This window comes from Paenibacillus sp. JL3B1040 (assembly GCF_057063165.1).
This window is the reverse complement of record NZ_CM169317.1, coordinates 268,534-288,916: the sequence shown is the minus strand read 5'-3', so window position 1 is coordinate 288,916 and position 20,383 is coordinate 268,534. Positions and strand designations below refer to the sequence as shown.

General features: G+C 51.1%; 18 protein-coding genes, 1 other RNA gene and 1 pseudogene. 12 read left to right on the top strand and 8 right to left on the bottom strand.

The genetic code is table 11. The features are described from left to right. Positions 1-214 precede the first annotated feature (214 nt). The 6 genes from ACZF99_RS01325 (at position 215) to ACZF99_RS01300 (ending at position 9,248) form a co-directional block, all read left to right on the top strand. Positions 215-2,296: a glycoside hydrolase family 3 N-terminal domain-containing protein gene (locus tag ACZF99_RS01325; RefSeq protein WP_483608374.1), complete on the top strand. Its 2,082-nt coding sequence runs from the start codon at positions 215-217 to the stop codon at positions 2,294-2,296. A 114-nt stretch (positions 2,297-2,410) separates the two neighbouring features. Next, positions 2,411-3,904 (top strand): ABC transporter substrate-binding protein, encoded by a 1,494-nt coding sequence (locus tag ACZF99_RS01320; RefSeq protein ID WP_483608372.1) that lies wholly within the window; start codon positions 2,411-2,413, stop codon positions 3,902-3,904. Between the two features lie 103 nt (positions 3,905-4,007). Continuing rightward, positions 4,008-4,886 carry an ABC transporter permease gene (locus tag ACZF99_RS01315; RefSeq protein ID WP_483612482.1) on the top strand — a complete coding sequence of 293 codons (879 nt, stop codon included), beginning with the start codon at positions 4,008-4,010 and terminating at the stop codon, positions 4,884-4,886. Positions 4,887-4,953: 67 nt separating this feature from the next. Then, a complete protein-coding gene (locus tag ACZF99_RS01310) occupies positions 4,954-5,802 on the top strand; it encodes a carbohydrate ABC transporter permease (RefSeq protein WP_483612480.1) in 849 nt (282 codons plus the stop codon). A gap of 78 nt (positions 5,803-5,880) precedes the next feature. Continuing rightward, positions 5,881-7,650 carry a sensor histidine kinase gene (locus ACZF99_RS01305; protein WP_483608370.1) on the top strand — a complete coding sequence of 590 codons (1,770 nt, stop codon included), beginning with the start codon at positions 5,881-5,883 and terminating at the stop codon, positions 7,648-7,650. Continuing rightward, entirely contained in the window at positions 7,647-9,248 is a 1,602-nt protein-coding gene (locus ACZF99_RS01300; RefSeq protein WP_059041926.1) for a response regulator transcription factor, read from the top strand. Before ACZF99_RS01305 ends, ACZF99_RS01300 begins: the two co-directional genes overlap by 4 nt. A 369-nt stretch (positions 9,249-9,617) precedes the next feature. Here ACZF99_RS01300 and ACZF99_RS01295 read toward each other — a convergent pair whose 3' ends face one another. Both ACZF99_RS01295 and ACZF99_RS01290 read right to left on the bottom strand, forming a co-directional pair. After that, positions 9,618-9,866 (bottom strand): hypothetical protein, encoded by a 249-nt coding sequence (locus ACZF99_RS01295; protein ID WP_059041925.1) that lies wholly within the window; start codon positions 9,864-9,866, stop codon positions 9,618-9,620. Positions 9,867-10,149: 283 nt separating this feature from the next. Then, a pseudogene (locus ACZF99_RS01290) lies at positions 10,150-10,328 on the bottom strand (ISL3 family transposase); the annotation flags it as partial. A gap of 85 nt (positions 10,329-10,413) precedes the next feature. Here ACZF99_RS01290 and ACZF99_RS01285 point away from each other — a divergent pair. Together ACZF99_RS01285 and ACZF99_RS01280 are read left to right on the top strand one after the other, a co-directional pair. Then, on the top strand, positions 10,414-10,659 hold the full coding sequence (locus tag ACZF99_RS01285; RefSeq protein ID WP_232436368.1) for an AbrB/MazE/SpoVT family DNA-binding domain-containing protein: 246 nt from the start codon (positions 10,414-10,416) through the stop codon (positions 10,657-10,659). Further along, on the top strand, positions 10,656-11,054 hold the full coding sequence (locus ACZF99_RS01280; RefSeq protein WP_059041923.1) for a type II toxin-antitoxin system death-on-curing family toxin: 399 nt from the start codon (positions 10,656-10,658) through the stop codon (positions 11,052-11,054). Before ACZF99_RS01285 ends, ACZF99_RS01280 begins: the two co-directional genes overlap by 4 nt. A gap of 211 nt (positions 11,055-11,265) precedes the next feature. On the opposite strand, the gene ACZF99_RS01275 is transcribed toward ACZF99_RS01280, so the two are convergent. The 5 genes from ACZF99_RS01275 to ACZF99_RS01255 all read right to left on the bottom strand — a co-directional run bounded on the left by ACZF99_RS01275 (position 11,266) and on the right by ACZF99_RS01255 (position 14,038). Next, a complete protein-coding gene (locus ACZF99_RS01275) occupies positions 11,266-11,559 on the bottom strand; it encodes a helix-turn-helix transcriptional regulator (RefSeq protein WP_059041922.1) in 294 nt (97 codons plus the stop codon). 13 nt (positions 11,560-11,572) lie between these two features. Then, on the bottom strand, positions 11,573-11,872 hold the full coding sequence (locus ACZF99_RS01270; protein WP_483608366.1) for a type II toxin-antitoxin system RelE/ParE family toxin: 300 nt from the start codon (positions 11,870-11,872) through the stop codon (positions 11,573-11,575). Between the two features lie 190 nt (positions 11,873-12,062). Continuing rightward, positions 12,063-12,426: a transfer-messenger RNA gene (ssrA, locus tag ACZF99_RS01265) on the bottom strand. A gap of 177 nt (positions 12,427-12,603) precedes the next feature. Then, positions 12,604-13,083, bottom strand: a complete 480-nt coding sequence (smpB, locus tag ACZF99_RS01260; protein ID WP_155606970.1) for an SsrA-binding protein SmpB — start codon at positions 13,081-13,083, stop codon at positions 12,604-12,606. Positions 13,084-13,183: 100 nt separating this feature from the next. Then, on the bottom strand, positions 13,184-14,038 hold the full coding sequence (locus tag ACZF99_RS01255; RefSeq protein WP_483608364.1) for a MurR/RpiR family transcriptional regulator: 855 nt from the start codon (positions 14,036-14,038) through the stop codon (positions 13,184-13,186). Positions 14,039-14,225: 187 nt separating this feature from the next. Between ACZF99_RS01255 and ACZF99_RS01250 the strand changes: the two genes are divergently transcribed. The 4 genes from ACZF99_RS01250 to ACZF99_RS01235 are packed head-to-tail and all read left to right on the top strand — an operon-like array spanning position 14,226 to position 18,557. Next, the gene (locus ACZF99_RS01250) at positions 14,226-15,113 is read left to right on the top strand and encodes a DUF8171 family membrane protein (protein ID WP_483608362.1); all 888 of its coding nucleotides are present in this window, start codon (positions 14,226-14,228) and stop codon (positions 15,111-15,113) included. Then, positions 15,106-16,956, top strand: coding sequence for an ABC transporter ATP-binding protein (locus tag ACZF99_RS01245; RefSeq protein WP_483612478.1), 1,851 nt, complete (start codon positions 15,106-15,108; stop codon positions 16,954-16,956). Before ACZF99_RS01250 ends, ACZF99_RS01245 begins: the two co-directional genes overlap by 8 nt. After that, positions 16,931-17,752, top strand: a complete 822-nt coding sequence (locus ACZF99_RS01240) for an energy-coupling factor transporter transmembrane component T family protein (protein WP_483608360.1) — start codon at positions 16,931-16,933, stop codon at positions 17,750-17,752. The genes ACZF99_RS01245 and ACZF99_RS01240 overlap by 26 nt, the downstream gene beginning before the upstream one ends. A gap of 19 nt (positions 17,753-17,771) precedes the next feature. Then, on the top strand, positions 17,772-18,557 hold the full coding sequence (locus ACZF99_RS01235; RefSeq protein ID WP_483608358.1) for a PHP-associated domain-containing protein: 786 nt from the start codon (positions 17,772-17,774) through the stop codon (positions 18,555-18,557). A 44-nt stretch (positions 18,558-18,601) separates the two neighbouring features. Here the strand turns inward: ACZF99_RS01235 and ACZF99_RS01230 are convergent, their stop codons facing one another. Then, positions 18,602-20,362, bottom strand: a complete 1,761-nt coding sequence (locus ACZF99_RS01230) for a glycoside hydrolase family 2 protein (protein ID WP_483608356.1) — start codon at positions 20,360-20,362, stop codon at positions 18,602-18,604. Positions 20,363-20,383: the final 21 nt, after the last annotated feature.

The following is a 20,383-nucleotide window of genomic DNA, read 5'->3' as shown; positions in this document are numbered from 1 at the left end:
TACGCTTTTCTTATATCAACAAGTCGGTTTGCTTATAGATTGCAGCTCTGCTCCGTTCTATAGTGAGACCAAATAGAAAAATAGACGGGGGGAAATAATAATGGAAGATCAAAATAGAGCAGGTGCCTCCGCCTTTCCTATTGCTGAAGAGGACATACCTGCAGCTGTAGAACGTTTGTTAAGTCTCATGACCCTGGAGGAAAAGATTGGGCAGATGACTCAATCGGGGGGGTTGAATACGGACGCCATCGGCGGTCATGTCGAGGCGGATCCGTTATCGGAACAAATTCGCCAAGGAAAGATCGGCTCGGTGATCAACCTGGGGATGCCGGCCGAAGAGGCTCAGAAGCTCCAGCGGATCGCCGTTGATGAATCCAGGCTCGGTATTCCACTGCTGTTCTGTCAGGATGTCATCCATGGGTTCCAGACTATCTTCCCCATTCCGCTGGCCTGGTCGTGTTCCTTCGATCCGGAACTGATCCGTAAATCGGTACAGGCGTCCGCCAGAGAAGCGTCGGCGGTGGGAACGATGCTGGCTTACTCCCCGATGCTTGATATCGGCCGCGATCCCCGCTGGGGCCGGGTCGCGGAAGGCGCCGGTGAAGATCCCTACCTGGCCTCCTTGATTGCCACAGCCCAAGTGGAAGGCTATCAAGGAAGTGCATTGGATGAGGAAGGGAGCATGGCGGCTTGTCTCAAGCATTTTATCGGATATGGAGCCGCAGAAGGCGGCAGAGATTACAATACCGTCAGCATGGATGAAACAACGCTGCGAAATGTGTATCTGCCACCCTTTAAGGCAGGCATAGAGGCTGGCGCCGCCTCGGTAATGACGGCATTCAACGTCGTCAATGGAGTTCCGGCCGCGGGTAACCGGGCGTTGCTGGAGGACATGCTCCGCAAAGAGCTTGGTTTTGAGGGCATTGTCATCTCCGATTATGCCGCGGTGGAGGAAATGATTGCACACGGGGCAGCGGAAGACACCCGCGAAGCGGCCATTCGCACCGCCAATGCCACTCTGGATGTGGAGATGGCGACCTCTCATTTCAATCAACATCTGCCTGAAGCCGTTCGCTCGGGAGATGTTGGGGAAGCCGTCATTGATGCTGCCGTGCGCCGCATTTTAACCTTGAAATTCCAGTTAGGTCTTATGAGGAATCCCTACCGGCATTTTCGCCAAGAGGACGCAGAGAAGCTTATTTATTGCGTGGATCATCTGGCATTATCCCGCGAACTTGCCCGAAAGTCCATTGTCTTGCTGAAGAATAAGGGAGTCCTGCCGCTGGAAAAAGATAAAAAAGTTGCGCTCATCGGCCCTTTGGGCGACAGCAAGGATCTGCTCGGAACTTGGCAGTTCAGCCAATATGGGGAGAATACGGTATCGGTCCGGGAAGGGTTGGAGCAAGCCGGCTATAACGTATTGGTTGAACCGGGCACCCTTATTCATGACGAACTGCCGGGCGGAATGAAACGGGCATTAGCGGTTGCAAGGGAAGCTGACGTGGTACTTCTGGCTCTGGGCGAAGACAGCACGATGAGCGGAGAAGCCTCCTCCCGGCAGAACATCGTTATTCCCGAAGTTCAGTCGAGACTTGCCGAAGTCATTCGACAAACCCGCAAGCCGGTTGTTCTCCTTCTGACCAATGGCCGTCCCCTGCTGTTGGACTGGTTCGACCAGCACATGGATGCTATTCTGGAAACCTGGTTCCTGGGCTCCCAGGCAGGACATGCGATTGCGGACGTTCTATCGGGGGATTATAACCCGAGCGGCAAGCTGACTATGTCATTCCCCCGGCACACGGGGCAAATTCCGATTTACTATAATAGCTTAAATACGGGCAGACCATTCGTACAAGGAGTAGATAATCCTTTTACGAGCAGTTATCTGGACGGGCCCAACACTCCGTTGTACCCTTTCGGTTACGGATTGTCTTATACGAATTTTAACGTATCCGGTCTTCAGCTCGATCGGAATCGGATCACTGCCGGGGATTCACTTAAAGTATCTGTAACAGTTACCAATACGGGGGACCTCGCCGGGGAGGAGACGATTCAGCTATACATCCGGGATGTCGCCGCCAGTATCGTGCGGCCGGTCAAAGAATTAAAGGACTTCCGGAAGATCTTCTTGCAGCCGGGTGAATCCGTTCAGGTGACGTTTGAGATCGTGGAAGAACAGCTGCGGTTCTATGATCTGGAGGGCTGTTACAACTCGGAGAAAGGCCGCTTTCTCGTTTATGTGGGAACAGATTCGGATGACCGGAACCTGCTCGAGGGTGAATTTCATCTGATCTAAAGACAGGTAGCTTTCATGATAGAAACAGGTCAGTTTAGTTATAGAATCGCTAACCCATGAATCGATATACTGATGCTATCCAAACAACATAATCTTACTTAACGGGGTGATCGTATGAAAAAGAGAGTAGGCGCATTGGTCCTTTCTACCATGTTGACTCTCACGGCATTAACGGGTTGCGGCGGGAATAAGGAGGCTTCCGGCAACAATACAGGCGCAAAGGATACGGCTCACAAGGTCGTTATGGCCATCTCCGGGGAACAACAGCCCGGACAAGAAAGAGTAATGGCCGAGGTCAATAAAATTCTCAAAAAGGATCTGAATATGGAGCTTGAATTGATGATTCTCCCTTGGGGTTCTACGGATCAGCAAATTCAACTGATGTTGACGGGCACGGAACCTCTTGATCTTTTCCGGCTCGGATCGGGTGAGGCGGCTGGTTACATCTCCAGCGGTAAAATCGAGGATTTAGGACCGTTGATTGATAAGTATGGCAAGAACATCAAGGAAGCATTGGGGGAAGAAATAGCCAAGTCTGCCAATATCAACGGGTTCGTCTATGGGGTTCCGACTAACATCGAGCGGGACAGCACGCCATCGATTGAAATGCGCAAAGATTTGGTGGAAAAGTACGATATCGATATCACTCAGATTAAATCTCTCGAAGACCTGGAACCGATCTTTAAAAAGGTTAAGGCGGGGGAGCCGAATATGACGATGCTGTTCGGCGCAGGCGGTGTAAATCAGCCGGCCACCCGGTATGGCGGCTTTGACTCCTTGGGCGGCTTCGGAGGCGTATTGGCCAATGACGGCTTGGAGAGCACTAAAGTAGAAATCCGTCCTGCGACGGAACAGTATAAAGCATCTTTGGATATTTTCCATGACTGGTACAAGAAGGGCTATATCAATAAAGATGCCCCGACTTCCCAGGACGAGCCTTCCGTCGTCATGAAAGCGGGCAACACATTCTCGACGATTGTCGGCTGGCATCCGGCTTATCAGAACAAGGAAGGCAATTATGACGTCGTCTTTGCTCCCTTGCGTGAGCACGTGCTGCATTCCGGTTCTTCCGGTTATGTAACCTTGGGCATTGCCCGAAATTCCAAAGATCCGGACAAAGCCATGCAGCTTCTTGATTACATTTATGGAAGTCCGGAAGTCATGAACCTCCTCAACTGGGGGATGGAAGGCACCGACTATGTCTACATCGATAAAGAGAACAATACGATCGGTTATCCCGAAGGTGTCAATGATTCCAATGCTGAGTATCACCTTAACCTGGGCTGGCAGCTGCCCAACCAGTTTATTGCAAGCGTATGGGAAGGCAGTCAGCCTGCAGATGTATGGGACCGTATGAAGGAATTCAATGATAAAGCCCCTAAATCCAAAGCCTTCGGCTTTATGTTTGATCCGAAAGGATACGAAGCTGAAATTACAGCGATATCCAATGTGAATGAGCAATACTCACGTTCCCTGGAATCGGGTTCCGTAGATCCTGACGAATATTTGCCTAAATATGTCGAAGCTCTGAAAAAAGCGGGAATCGAAAAAGTTATTGCGGCTCAACAAAAACAACTAGATGAATTTCTTGCGACAAAGCAGCCGTAACCCCAATCGTCAGAATATAGTCGCCTCAAAGCCGTTGAAACCGGCCTTGAGGCGGCTGTCTGAATAAGGAGGAGTTCCCGTGAAAGTACGTAAATGGGCGCCTATGTTTATAATGATGGCTCCAGGACTAATCTATCTTTTCATTAATAACTATATCCCGATGGCAGGTTTAGTCATTGCCTTTAAAAAAATTGATTTTCGCAAAGGGATTTGGGGCAGCGATTGGGTCGGTTTTGATAATTTTAAATACTTGTTCACTACCCCGGATGCCTTTGTGATTACCCGAAACACCATTTTGTACAATCTCGCTTTTATTATTGTGAATATCGTGGTGGGTATTATTTTCGCCATCTTCATCAGCGAGATGGTGAACAAACATATGAAACAGTTGTACCAAAGCGCTGTCTTGCTTCCTTTTCTGATGTCGATGGTTATCGTCAGTTATATTGTGTACGCGATCCTCAGCCCGGAAACCGGATTAATGAATAAGACGGTTCTGCCAATGGCAGGTAAGGATCCGGTTTCGTGGTATTCGGAAACGAAGTATTGGCCATACATTCTAATTATTGTAAACACATGGAAAGGTGTCGGTTACGGCTGCCTCATTTACCTTGCCAGCATTATCGGCATCGACCGCTCCCTATATGAAGCTGCGGATATCGACGGCGCGGGAAAGTGGGTCCAAATCCGGACTATTACCCTGCCGATGCTGCTTCCAAGCGTAATCACGCTGACACTGCTCAATGTCGGTCGCATTTTCTTTTCGGACTTTAGTTTGTTCTATCAGGTGCCGCAGAACTCGGGCATTCTATATAGTGTCACCAACACAATCGATACGTATGTATATCGCGCGCTCTTACAGTTGGGGGATACGGGAATGGCTTCCGCCGCCGGCTTCTACCAGTCTGTCATCGGATTCCTTCTGATTATAGGATGCAACTGGCTGGTCCGAAAACTTGACAGAGATAGTGCTCTGTTCTAATGGGGTGGTATAAATTATGCTAAATACGAGAGAAAATCGTGTGTTTCAAACGATTGCCCATATTGTGATGATGCTGGTCGTTCTGATCTCCGTGCTGCCTTTCCTTCTGGTGTTTATGTCCTCAATCACGGAAGAGAATTCTCTGATCGTTCACGGGTATTCCTTATTTCCGCAAAAGTTCAGTTTATATGCTTATGAATATATTGCACAGAAGGGCGATAAGATTCTGCGTGCTTACGGCATCACACTATTCATCACCGTTGTGGGAACCCTTGTCAACCTGCTGCTTACGGCTTTATTGGCTTATCCTCTATCACGCCGGGATCTTCCCGGCAAGAAATTCTTTTCTTTCTATGTTATTTTCACCATGTTATTCAACGGTGGTCTTGTTCCGACTTACCTGATGTATGCAAATACGTTCCACATTAAAAATACGATATTTGCTTTGCTGATTCCTACGCTGCTGCTCAGTGCCATGAATGTGCTGCTTATGCGGACCTATTTCCGAACAAGCATTCCCGAAGCCTTGATCGAAGCGGCTGAAATCGACGGGGCCGGCCAGTTTAATATCTTTTTCTCCATCATTGTCCCCCTCGGGAAGCCGATTCTTGTAACATTGGGTCTGTTCGCCGCCCTGGGATACTGGAATGACTGGACAAATGGATTATACTATTTAACAGGAACCAAAGGGGAGGACCTCTACTCTATACAAAACTTCCTGAACAAATTGATTACGGATATTCAATATCTCGCGAATGCCCAATTCAGCGGCGGAGGTGCGCAGGCGGCCAAAATGCCGTCGGTATCCATACGTATGGCTATTGCCTTTGTAGCGATGATTCCGATCCTGGTGCTGTTTCCCTTCTTGCAAAAGTATTTTGAAAAAGGGATTACCCTTGGGGCAGTTAAGGAATAGGGAATGTTCAACCCCAGTTGAGTTTATACTTAACCAAATGCCTCTCCAGGCATTTGGTTAAAGCTGTTTTGGGGAAGGGTGAAAGAAGTGACAAATCGTAAACCACGAAAAGGAAAACCTATTGCTCAGTTGACAAAGCTAGTCGTTCTGCTGCTGTTTCCAGTTCTGCTTTTGAACATATTGGTCAGCCTTGTAACCATTACTTTTATAAGATCGGATACGAGGCAATATCTGGACAACATGACCGGCTTGTACGCTTCACGGATTAACGACAATTTTACAAATATCAATCGCCGCATGCTGACCATTCTCCTCGGGAGTCAGGGTACGGACAAGGATACCAATCTTTTCATCGAAACGATCGAAAATAGCGCCGACCAGATCGAGGTCAACTCTGCTATTCATGATCTACAGCTAAAATTTAACGATTATTTATTGGAATATGGCGATTACTACAATTTTTTTCTCTACTTTGAAGATAAAGAAACTTATGTTCCCTGCACCAGCGCCCTTTCCTATGAGGAGAGAAAACAGGTGCAAAAGGAGATCGTCTCCCTGATCGCCTCTGACCGTATCCAGGCAAGCTCCGCCAGCCAAAGCTGGAACAGGATTGCTGTCAACGGAAAGAAATATCTGGTCAAGCTGTATCGGTATAATAATAAATATATCGGGAGCTGGATAAGCGCGGAAGACCTGTTACGGCCTTTAAAACAGCTTGAGTTGGGAAAAGAAGGGTATGCTATGCTTGTGGGCGAAGACAATGAGCCTCTTACCGGAATCCCCGCCTCAGTAACTGCGTCCCGTTCTGCATGGCTTGCCAATCTGTGGGGACTTGGTGAAGGATTGCTCTCCAATAATCTGATTCTGGACCGCGCCTTTAACTCTGCGCCCTTCCGGATTCGTCTCTATATATCTAACTTTGGTCTGTTTGAGAAGGCGGTTACCATTCAACTGCTCTTATTTCTGCTTACCTTAATCACACTCCTCACGCTGCGGATCGTAGCCGTTTATCTAAAAAGGAATGTGCTAAATCCCATTCGTCACTTCACTCAAGTGCTTGAAAATGATAAATGGGAAGAAGATGAGTTTGGACCGGAAACCAGCAGAATCACTGAACTGGAATTCGCTAACGCCCGTTTTGCATTTCTGGCTGAACGGGTCAGAGCCTTGAAAATCGAAGTTTATGAGAAAGAACTGGAGAAACAGCGGGTCCAAATGGACTATATGCAGCTTCAGATCAAGCCGCACTTCTTTCTCAACTGCCTGAACTTCATATACCACATGGCTGATCTGAAGTTGTATCCTGATATCCAGACAATGGCCAGAACGACATCCGAGTATTTGAGGTATCTCTTCAAGAGCAAACTGGATTATGTATATGTCGAAGACGAGATGAATCATGTTAAGAACTATCTCGACATTCAGAAGATGCGTTACCGCTCTGCCTTCTCCTATTACCTGGAACAGGACCCGGATACGATGAATTGTCAGATTCCCCCGTTAGTTATTCAGTCCTTCGTCGAGAATGCAGTCAAGCATACGGTGTCCCTGGACCAACCGGTAGAGATCTCTGTCACGGTGTTTCCGGAAGAACGGGACGGCAGAGACTACGCGGCGATTTTTATCGCAGATACCGGTCGAGGCTTCGACGCCGATATTTTAGCTCAATTGGAGAGCGGAGAACTCCTCCCGAACGAGAACGGCATACGGATCGGCATAAACAATTGTCTGAAAAGACTGGATTATTTCTACGGGGAGGATGTGCAGACTACCTTTTATAACAGCCCCATCCGGGGAGCGGTCGTTGAAATTCATATACCACAGAGAAAGGAGCGCCCTAGAGCATGAACATTATAATCGTGGATGATGATGATTACATGATAAAAGGTATTCAGAAGGCCCTGGATTGGCCGGGACTTGGCTTCGAGGGTGTTTATACCGCTCATAATATCCGCCAGGCTAAGGTTGTACTGGAGAGCGTCCCGATTGAAGTCATGATCTGCGATATTGAAATGCCCCAAGGAAGCGGGTTGGATCTGCTGGAATGGGTCCGGGAACATCAAATAGAGATTGACACTATCTTCTTGACCAGCTTTGCCGACTTTTCTTATGCACAGCGGGCCATTCAATTACAGAGTCTGGAATATTTACTCAAACCCGTCGATTACTCGTTGCTGGAAGAAGCCCTTCACAGGGCTATTCGTAACATTACCTCTAGAATTAAGGAGCAGGAACACGAACAAAACAGCCTTTATTGGCTCAACAACCGGAAGCATATCGTAGAACATTTTTGGTGGAGCCTTCTGCTCGACAAAATAGCTGCCGACCCCCTCTCCCTACAAGAGAGAATCGAGAAGGAACATTTGAATTACAGGGAAGAAGACATGTTTATTCCTATATTGATTGATGTATTTTACAGGGACGATATTTACAATCATTGGGGGGGCTCACTGTTTGAATTCACTTTAAAGAACGCCGTGTCCGAGATCTTTGCATCCCCGATATTTACCGTTGAGAGTGTCATCCGTCTGCAGGAAAAGGTGTGGGCCGCCATTCTAAAATGTTCAGGTCCGCAGAATGATCCGCTGGAGGTCCGGCCGCTCTGCGAAAATTATATTCAGAAGATGAATCGTTATTTGAAGATGGATGTTCGATGTAATATTGGAGACGCCTGCGATATAAACGGGGTCAATCCGAATATCAAGAGTCTCCAAGCGATGAGTGCGGATAATGTAAACAGCAAGAACTGTACCTTTCTGTTGTGCGAATACCGGCACCGGGAAATCCCCTACAACAGCCCGTCCATGAACGTGTGGGAGTCGCTCTTGGCCAACGGGGACAGAGAAGCTTTAGAGCAGAACGCCGAGCTGTATCTGGACAACCTGGCAGCCCATAATAAGATTAATGCAGACACCTTGAAGCTGTTCCGTCTGGATGTGACGCAGCTTGTCTACTCCGAGTTGAAACGGAAGGAGATTCTCGCCCACAAATTATTCGCGAATCGGGGGAATCATGATGAATTGTACGAGCGGTCCATCCGGTCGGTCGAAAATATGAAGGTCTATGTCCGCCATTTGTTCAAATATGCATTACAATATACAGCTTTTGCAGAAAGCTCCCGCTCCGTTATTGATAAGCTGCTCGATTATTTGAACCAAAATTTTAACCAGGAGGTCTCCCGTAACAATCTGGCGGAAATTGTATTCTTAAATCCCGATTATATATCTAGACTATTCAAACGCGAGGTGGGCATGTCCATAGGAAGCTATCTGCTGAATAAACGGCTGGAAACAGCAAAGGAGCTGCTGCGTAACGGCTCACTTCCGATTAATGCGATTTCCATGCATGTGGGTTACAGTAATTTCTCCTACTTTACGAAAACCTTTCGCGAAGCTACCGGGGTCACCCCGAATGAATATCGCAAGCAATTCAGAACTTCATCCTAATCTTCTTCATCTCCGCCCTCTTCAATCCCCCTCGAGATAGCTTCTAAAGCTCTCTTGAGGCGGATACACCATCCCATGAGCAGACTAGGAAAGAGCCCATCCCATCACTCTCTTAACCTCCGCAACCAGCTTCTCCGCCGCTTTCCGATGAGTCACTTCCTAAGGGTGGAAATTAACGACGTAACCGTCCGCTTCCGACTGCATTTCAAACCTCATGGCTGAGATCTTCGTACCGCCCGTTTCTTTTGTATAATTGCCGACCGCTTGTTCAACAAAAGGATACAGTCTGTCTCATCATCCCGAGTGTACATAGGATGGCAGCGTTCGCATTATTGGTTCTAACCATCTTCAGGAATTCCACATACTGCTTCACGTAATCCGCCTGTCTGTCGGGGCCGTCCTGGTATAGCTGTCATCATTTGTTCCCAGATTCACGACGATCAGATCAGGTACAAACTTATTGAAGTCCCAGTTCAGAGATTGAGGCACTAGGGTGCCGTCAAACTTCCCTTCGGATTTGCCTACCTTTTCGTAGTAATCCGGAACGAGATGGGTGAGCAGCTTTTCGCCGTTTTCCGTATATCCTGAAATAATGCCGTAGCCGCTTAACGAAACCATGCTGTAATCTGCCTGAAGCTGCTAGGCTGCCAGATAAGCTTAGGTCTTCGTGACGTCTTCCGTGGCTGTGGTGAAAGTACCCGACACATTGTCATCGTCAACCCCATAACCGCACGTAATAGAATCGCCGATAAATTCAATTTGGTGTGCGTTTGCCGGAGTGGGCTTAATCCCCTCTTTCGCATTAACGGCGATCTCTTAAATCCCGACCGTCGACATGGCTGCCTCCGATAGTTTAATGACTCTAACGGTCACGTGTTGATCCGTGTCGCTTTCGAATGCCTTCCCAATTCCGCATCGTTTTCAACGTGTTTTGCACAGCCTCATGCTGGATCCCTCCCCCTTGCTGGCACCAACGGGCAAATCCAAGCTGGCCACTTCGAAACCCGGCGAATAGTCATACCAATGGGAGAAGGATTCTTTCCATTCCCATGCCTCGCGGAGGAGCGGAGAAAACAACAAAAATACCAATAACGATTGAATTGAAATTAAATTAATAGATACTGTATAATTGTTATAACAATTGAATATGAATAGGGTGATAGACATGGAACGAAAAGTAGGCAAGTTTGGCAACAGTTTGGGTATAACCATGACTGATGCACTCAAACAGATCGGATTAAGTCAGGGAGATACTGTTTTGATTGATGTTAACCAAGATACTGGAGAAATCATTATTAAAAAATCGAATAAGGTAGCTTTACCTGATGGAATCAGTGAAGATTTTATGGATACATTAACTAATGTAATCCAACAGTATGACCAGACATTGAAAAACCTTAAAGACCGATGAAAAATATACGTTATTTATCCGTAGAAGAGGTTATTGCTATTAATATTGCTATGATCCAACGATATAGTCCATCTGAACAAAAAGGCGTGAAAGAAGCAGGAATGCTTGAGTCGGCAATTCTTCGCCCTCTATCTTCGGCTTTTGAAAAAGATGCTTACCCAACTATTTTTGAAAAGTCAGCTGCATTGTTTGAGTCATTAGGTCAAAATCATCCTTTCTATAATGCTAACAAACGAACAGCCTTTACAGCCCTTGTCTTGTTTTTACGGTATAACAATTTACATTTAAAAATGGATGAGAAGTATGCTGAAGACTTTGTAGTAGATATGGTAAACCACAAATACACATTTGAAGAATTAACCAAAACAATACGAAAACATTGCGAATCTATTTAAGTACAGCGAAATTAAAAAAGAAACCTTTTAAGGATTCTTTTTTAGTACTGCATATGGAGGCGAGGGGAGCCCTTACCCCTGTCCGAAGGCAACGCCACATAGGCTTCTACAGGTGTAGTCACGGTTTTGATGTCACCTGAAAGCATTGCAGAGCAATGCTAGCATCGTAAGCGATACTCGGACTCCCTGAATAAATAATTCACTACTTATTTTAGCCTACACTAGCGGATGCGGCCTCTTCTATTCCATGTAAGCTTAGTTTCATGCCCATAGCCATTGCTAACTTAAAAACGGTATCAAGGCGAGGAACAGTTCCCGCATTCTCGATGCGGGCAATTGACTCTTGATGGAGGCCCACTTTATCCGCCAACTCCTTTTGAGTCCATCCCAATTCTACTCTTCTTTGGTGGATGGCATTTACTAATTGCGCAACAGCTTCAAGCTCATTCATTCGAATTGGATCTATGGACTTTAACGTCTTCTTTTTTTCGCCCCAGCTATTCATGCGATCACTCCTTTCATTTTCTAGACAACCAATTCTCCATCCTTCTTTTAGCAATTTCAATTTCTCTCATGGGTGTTTTTTGAGTTGTCTTTGAGAAATGGTGCAATAAAACAAATTGATTGCCACTCCAACCGAAAAATAAAATACGATTATTTCCAGGACGCAACTCCCATATATCACCAGAGATACGTTTCGTAAATTTCTCGCCCGCTCGCGTCCCTTTATCTTCTAACCTATTCAAGCAATAGATAATCTGCTCTAATTGAACTCTCGCATGCTTATTATTTGAGGCCGATTCATCTAGTTTATCCATAAAAATTTCGACTGGCTTATTACCAGCCTCATCTTCATAAAACAATATATTGTACAAGGTTGCCTCCGACTTTTAACAAGTATACTCACTAGTCGTTACTATTATAACATATAGGTCATATTGCCGCATATCCTCTTAGGGTACATTTAAAGCAAAAAAGCGACCTATCACGGTCGCTTTTCTCATGGGTTGGTGGAGGCGAGGGGAGTCGAACCCCTGTCCGAAGGCAACGCCACATAGGTTTCTACGGGTGTAGTGACAGATTTGATGTCACCCTAGAGACTCCCTGTCACCGGATTCCCTTCGGGTCAGCCTGATTATCTTCTTCCGTTGACCCCAGGCGGAGACCAGACGGCGTATCCCACTAAAGTTGGGCCCTATTCCCGGCACATGGGCGATGCAGAGATAGAGCTAGCTCACAGGTTATTAAGCTGCGAAAGCTAAGTTGTTGTTTTGTTTGCCGTTTAATTGGCTTTAGCGTTGATGAAGTGGACGCGTCCCCACTACCCGCTACCCATGCTCGATCTACCCCCGTCGAATCCAAAAACGCCCCCGAATTAAAAAGGGTGCTGGATCAAGGTGCAGCCTGCAAGGGCCTGCTGTTGTTCGTTATCACAATTCCTTCCCCATAACAGGAACGTGATCATCTCTTACATCAATTAGTATACCACGTCTGCGCTTCTCGATGTTTATGGACTTGATGGAAACGCTGGGAATGAATTCGACACACGTTACCTTGCGACCTTCTGCTTCTCGCGCAGCGCCCGTTGAATATCACGCTGAGCATCACGCTTCGCAGCCGTATCGCGCTTGTCGTATTGCTTCTTCCCTTTGCCCAGGCCCAGCAGCAGCTTCGCATATCCGTTACGGATGTAAATCTTGAGCGGTACGATCGAGTACCCTTCCTGCTTGGACAAGCCCAGCAGCTTGTTGATTTGCACCTTATGCATCAGCAGCTTGCGCGTCCGTGTCGGGTCCAGCGGATTGAACCGGTTCCCCTGTTCGAACGGGCTGATATGCATGTTGTGGATATGGATCTCGCCGTTCCGGATCGTTGCGAACGCATCCCCGATATTCACCCGGGCGTTCCGAATCGACTTGATCTCCGTACCGGTGAGCACCATGCCCGCTTCGTAGGTATCTTCGATGAAATAGTCATGGGAAGCTTTTTTGTTCTGCGCCAGCACTTTACCGTCACTCTTCTTACCCATGTCGTCATCTCCTCCTAAAGCCTCTAGGGCAGTTTACCAGACATTTATTGTACCAACTTAGGCGGTCAAAAGCAAGGCGGGACGCCCACCATCCCCTCTCTCACGCCTTCCCCCTCGGCAGCTTATCGGCATACCTCGCCCGCAGTTCTCCCAGGTACTCCAGCTTGGCCAGCACCTTCTCCTTATTAAGTAGCCCGATGCTTAAGATCATCTGCTCGATGAGCAGCAATGGCGTCACCATTGAATGGAATTCCCCCAAGTCTCCCCGGCTCACGTAAAAAGCCGCACCCACCTGCGCCCCATACCGGAACTCCTCGCGGTCCGTCACCATCACCGCCGAGCAGCCGATCCGCTTGACGCAGTCGAGGATCACCTCGGTCTCCGGCAGCAGCCGGGTAAAGTTGAACAGCAGCACGACATCCTCCCGCTGCACATGTGCCAGCGACTCCAGCAGCTCATGGCCGCTGGCCGCCATCATCCGCACCGACATCCCAAATCGGGACAGCCGGTAAAATAACAGCTCTCCCAACGCCACGGATGGCCCCGGCGCGTAAACGTAAATCCGTCTAGCTCCCGCCATCAAGGCGGCGGCATGCTTCAATTCCTCCGGGTCAGTCCGTTCCGCCGACTCCCGCAGATGCAGGTTCGTTTGCTCCAGCAGCTTCAGCGGCAAGCTCGACGGATCGAGCCGGGAGATGGTCGCCTCCAGCTTATGCGCCGGCGTCGTATCGATAGCCTGGCGAAGCCGCAAGCGAAAGTCCTTACCGTTCTCGTATCCCGCCGTCCGCCAAAACCGCGACACCGTGGCAATGCTCGTGCCCACCCGATCCGCCAATTCCTGCTCGGTCATGAACAACGCCTCGTCGGGATGCCGCTCGATGAAATCGGCGATTTTTTGATGGCCAGGGGAGAACTTCACTTGCTTCGCAAAAATTTGATTCCGATACTTCGACATGGGCTCCGCTCCTTAGGATCTCGTTCTGTTCTTCCCCTATCCTAGCAGCCAATTGTTATGTAAATTTATTTACATCATTTTCACTATGTAAAAAATATTACAATCCGTTGACATACACCCATGTCTCATTTAATACTCGGCCTCTACACTTTGGGAAGAACGACTCATTAAAGGAGGCTTTCCCTTCATGAACCGTAAAACCCTGTACACCCTCACGTCCTCGCAAAAAATGATGATTTTCGTCCTCTCCATGTCCCTGTACGGCTTGTCCAACATGTTCACCGAGCTCATCCCCGAGTTTCGCCTCGGGCCGATCGAGCTCTCGGTGGAGTACTTCGCGTTCATCCCGCTCACGCTCTGCATGCTGTTCCACCCGCTGTATGCGGCGGTAGGGGCGGCGCTGGGCGAGGTGATTTTCGGCGAGCTGATGCTGGGACAATTCGGCGGACTCGGCGAGCTGGAGAAATTCCTGACCTTCTCCTTCGCCATGTACGTCGCCGGGCGTTTGGTCCGCAACCCGCAAAACCGCCTGCAGGTCGGCACCGCTGCCATCACGGGCGTCATCATCCATCAGCTGTGCAGCAGCCTGGTCGACATCGGCAAAGTCTGGATCGGCGTAGAAGAATTCGAAGCCGTGCCCGGGCTGGCGCAAAGCGTCGTGATCGTCGAAGGCGTAGGCTTCCTGAACGACGTGCTGTTCTCCGGCATCCTGTTCGCCTTGCTGCCCACCCTTTATCTGGTCCCTAGATTATATGGAAAAATCGAACCGCTCCTCGGCATCAAACCGCGCGACAAATCCACCAAATACGAAGCCGCCGGCATCATTTCGCCGAAGCTGGTCTTAAGCGGCATCGCGCTGGCGCTGATCGCTTTTGGCGCGGAATCGCTGTCCGAGACGGACTGGAACTTCGGCGAGTGGGACAGCGGGTTGGCCGACCGCTTGGGCTTGGGTGCCGTCTGGCTCAGCATTGCCGCCGCAGCCGTCGTGGCCGTCATCGTCCTGCTCCTCATGCGGGCCAAGCGGACGCGCAGCATCCAAACCGGGGACGAGTCCGAGAGCCTGCCGTATGCTTAATCCGAACAACGAAACCCGCGGCTCCGTGATTGAAATCCGCAACGTGTCGTTTACTTACCCGGGCTCGGAGCTGCCGGTGCTGAAACAGGTGAACCTGACGATTGAATCGGGCTCGTTCACCGCCATCATCGGCGGCAACGGCTCCGGCAAATCGACATTATGCAAGCTGCTGAACGGGCTGATTCCGCATTATTATTCCGGCGACTTCGAAGGCGAGGTGCACATTCACGGCCAATCCACCGCGCAAAAAACCGTCGCCCAACTCTCACGCCGCGTCGGCTACGTCTATCAAGACTTCGACAACCAGCTCGTACGTCCCACCGTGCTGGACGAGGCCTGCTTCGCCCCGCTGAACTACGGTCTGTCCGACTACAAGGAACGGGCGCTCCACGCTTTGGAGCTCTGCGGCCTCACCCATTTGCAGCAACGTTACATTTGGGAGCTGAGCGGCGGACAAAAACATCTGCTCGCCCTCGCCGGGGCTCTCTCGCTCGGCGCAGAGATCCTGATCGTCGACGAGCCGGTGTCCCAGCTCGACCCGAGCCATGCCCGGCAGGTCTATGAAGTGCTGCGGGAGCTAAATCAGAATCACGGCAAGACGATCATCGTGATTGAGCATCATGCGGAGTTTATCGCCGATTACTGTCAGGAGGTCTGCCTGCTGGATCAAGGTCGGGTGTTGTGGAAACGCCCGGTCTCCGAAGCGCTGAACAGCCTCGACGATCTGGAGCGGCTGGGCATTCAGCCGCCCGAGGTCACCCAGGCCGCGGCCTACTTAGCAGCCTTACAGGACACCAATGGTTCGATACGGTGGAATTCCAACGAGAACCAACCCCAGCGGACAGCTTATCCGATCACGACCGAAGCCGCGATCCCTTATTTTAAGCAGCAGCTTCTAACCCTACCAGATGAAACGCCTGCACTATGGACCAGCTCCGGTGACCTATCCGTCGATGATGGGCATCACCCTGACGACGACCAACGGAACCCCGTCATCCAGTTCAACGGGGCCACCCTAAACTACCGCACGATCCGCAAAGCGGAGCGAACCGTGCTGCACGACATCGACCTGACGCTCTACAAAGGCGAACGGATCGCGCTGATCGGCAACAACGGCGCGGGCAAGTCGTCGCTGCTGAAGCTGATTGCCGGGATTGCCAAGCCGTCCGGCGGCAGCGTCGCCGTGCTCCAGCAGGATACCCGCAACACCTCTTTGGAGCAGCTGTCACGGGACGTCGCTTTCGTCTTCCAGAACCCGGAGGACATGTTCATCGAAGACAGCGTCCGCAAAGAAATCGCGTATTGCCTGAAACGGCGCGGCTACCCGGACGCGGACGATACGCTTCAGCGCATGCTGCACAGCTTCCGGCTGGAGCCGCTCCAGGACCGCGACGCGCGCCTCCTGAGCGGCGGCCAGCAACGCCGCGTCTCGCTCGCCATCGGGGCGGCGATCCGGCCCGCGATCATGCTGCTCGACGAGCCGACGGCCAATCTCGATCTGGCCACCCGCGAAGAGCTGCTGGGCACGCTGGGGGAGCTGAACCAGCACGTCCGCACGGTGCTGATCGCCACGCATGACATGCAGCTCGTCCATCGCTGGGCGACGCGCGTCATCGTCATGCACGAAGGCCGGGTGCTGGCGGACGGGACGGCGGCACAGGTCTTCGCCAACCCGGAGCTGATCCGCCGCGCCGGCCTGGCGCTGACGCAAAGCATGGCGCTGTCCGCCGCCCTCGGCCTCCAGCCGCCCTGCGGTTCGCCGACCGAGCTGGCCGACCGCCTATACCGCATCCTCACCGGAAAGGAGACCCACCCGCATGCAGCTCGTCCGCAACTGGTTTAACAAAATCTCGCTCGACCGCATCCAGCACGAATTAATGAACACGGCCTACGGCAGCGGCCATGCTTCGCTTTCCCGGCTGGATCCGCGGGGACTGCTGATCTGGTATCTGTTTTTTGCCATCGTCCCGTGGTTCCTTAACAGCTACGTTGCCTTAGCCGGCATGTGCCTGTTCGTCATCATCACGACCGTGTTGTCCCGGGTCACGCCGTTCATCATCATCGTGCTCTGCCTCGGCCTAATCGGGCAAGTGGGATGGCTGTTTATCATCTCGCTTTTCTTCGGAGGAGACATCTCTTCCGCCCTGCCGTTGCTTAAGCTTACGCTCAAGCTGTCGATCGTCTCGCTCGCCAGCATCACCGTATTCTCCGGCATGGATCCGGAAAAAATCAGCGACGGCCTGCTCGCCCTCGGCGTCCCTGCCGCCTTCTCGTTTAGCTTGTCCTACGGCTACCGCATTTTGCCGGTATTGTTCGAGGAGTTCCGCAACGTCCTGCTCTCGTACCGGCTGCGCGGCAAAGCGCCCGAGCGGCACGGCATCCTTTACTGGCGGCTGGGCGCGTATTATTTGAAGCTGCTGGTGTACGCTTTTTTCCCGTTGATGTTGGCGACGGCCAAACGCTCCCGCACCACCGTAGAAGCGCTGGAGACGCGCGGCTTCTCGTACGGCATGAAGAACGCCGCCGCCAAGAAGCTCAAGCTGTCGCATTTGAAGCTGCAGCGGCGCGATGTGCTTTTTCTGGGCGGATCGGCGCTTTATGTGGCGTTATTGTTCTGGACTTCCGCTACACTTAACTAACCGACAAGGAGTTGTTTCGATGCGCATCGACCTGCACACCCACGCCAAATTATCCAAGGCCACCGATTTCTCGCCGGCCTATTACGAAGAAATGATTGCCGAAGCCAAGGCGAACGGGCTGAATGCCCTCGCGTTGACGGAGCATTTTAATACGCGCAACTTCCATGAGGTCTACGACAACCTCGACCGCCTGTACCCCTTCAATGGGGAATATTACGAAGCCGACGGCCTCCGGATCTTCCCCGGGATGGAGGTGGATATCCGCGAAACCGGCCATATTCTGCTGATCGGGCGCAAGGAGCCTATTCTGGAGGTTCGCCACGCGCTGGACAACTATACGGAAAAAGGCTCCTTTATCCCCTTCGACGAGCTGATGTCGTTAGCCGAACGCTACCCGCTGCTCAAAATCGGCGCGCATCCGTTCCGCGTCTCCACCCCCCTCCATCATCTGGAGGCGGAGCAGCTGCGGCGGCTGGACGCTTTTGACCTGAACGCCAAGGATATGTACGAATACGGCAACGAAGTGAATCGCGCCAATGTCGAACGCTTCGCCGCCGAGCTGGGTAAGCCGGTAACCGCCGGCAGCGACACCCATCAGTGCCTGCAATACGGCAGCGTATATAACGAGCTGCATCGCCCCTGCGATTCCGTCGCCGAGCTGAAGCAGGCCATCTTGAGCGGGGCCTACGAGCTGCGCGTCGCCGACAGCCTGCCCCTCCAGGTCAAAGCCTCCGTCATGCTGAAAAAACTGCTGAAACGCCTGGCGCAGCTGGAAGGGCCCGTCCCCACGTTAGCCGATGCGTAAAAACGACCAACCCCCGGAGAAAACTCCGGGGGCTATTTTTTTCGCTAAGCCAGATTAATCCGCCGGATCGTCTCCAGCGGCACCTTGGGCTCGCGAGTCTCCGTCAACAGGCCGTTAACCTCCTGCTGCACGTCGGTAACTTGCGTATAACAGTAGCCGCAGACGTAATCGAGCGACTTGATCGCTTGCGTGATGCTCTCGAAGCGTTCAAGAAACGCCTCTTCGCCGTTCACCTGGTTGCCGTATCCCCAGCCCGACTCCGATTGGAAGGCGATCCCGCCGAACTCCGAGATCAGGATCGGCTGGCCGCGATAAGCGTGCCCGTTCGCCAGGGCATATTTCCAATTGTTAAAAGAAATTTGGTTGCCGGTGATGGCTTCCATGTCCTTGTAACGCTCCAGGAAGCGGCTGCCCGATTCCTCGTAATCATGCAGGGTCAGAATGTCCGAAACCGTGTGCTCCCACCCGTCGTTCGTAATCACCGGACGGTAAGGGTCCATCGCTTTGGTCAGGTGATAAATCCCCTCGGTAAACTCCTGCTGCTTGCGGTCGTGCAAAATGTTGGCCACGCCCCAGGATTCGTTAAAAGGAACCCAGGTGATGATACTCGGGTGATTGTATTGCTGGCGGACAATCTCCACCCATTCTTTCGTGAACGCCTCGACAGCCTGGTCATTAAATTCGAAGGTCGCCGCCATCTCCGACCAGACGAGCAGCCCTTTGACGTCGCACCAGTACAAAAACCGATCGTCTTCGATCTTCATATGCTTGCGCACGCCGTTATACCCCATCGCCATGATTTTGTCGATATCCTCAAGGATGGCTTCCTCCGAAGGCGGCGTCAAATGCGAATCCGGCCAATATCCCTGATCCAAGATCAATCTTTGGTAGATCGGCATATTGTTCAGCAGCACCTTGCCGTTTTCGATGGAAATCTTTCGCATTCCGAAATAGGAAAACACATGGTCGACCACCCGGTCCCCCTGGTACAAAATAAACTCCACATCGTACAAATTCGGACGTTGCGGCGACCACTCGCTGAATTTCCAGGGCCCTCCCGCTTCATGCAGCAATTCGGCATCCACGCGCAGCCATGGCCGGTCGATAGCCAGTCGCAATCGTTTCACGGTTCTCCCCTTCAACGAGATGACGGTTTCCAATTCAAGCTGACCGCCCTCCAAATCGCCCGCGACCTGATATTCTAAAGCCACGGACCGGCGGTCGAAGTCGGGCGTGATCTTCACCGCGTCCAGGTGCGCGGCGTCCACGAATTCCAGCCATACCGTTTGCCAAATACCCGTGGTTTGCACGTAAAAACATTCGAAGCTTTCGCTCTGCCAGCGTTGCTTCCCGCGGGGCTGCGTGCAGCTCTCGCTGTCTTCGGCCTTCAACGTCAGCACATTGTCGCCGCCGAAGGTCACGTACGGCGTGATATCAAAAGAGAACGCGGCGTAGCCGCCTTGATGCTCCCCGACGTAAACGCCGTTGACCCACAATTTAGCCCGGTAATCGACGGCTTGAAAGTGGAGAATCGCCCGCCTGCCCGCCGCTTCGGCCGGGAGATTCAGCTTCCTCTCGTACCAGACCTGAGGATGAAAGGCTTCCTCTCCGATCCCGCTCCGTTTGGTTTCGTACGTAAACGGCACCCGGATCTTTCGATCGGCCCGCAGATTCTCGTACCAGTTCTCCCGCTCGCCGATATTCTCATCGTCAAAGCGGAAGTCCCACTCCCCATTCAAATTGATCCAATGCTCCCGCACGAATTGCGGGCGGGGATAATCTTTGATATACATATGGGTTGTCATGTTACTACTCCTTTTCCTGGA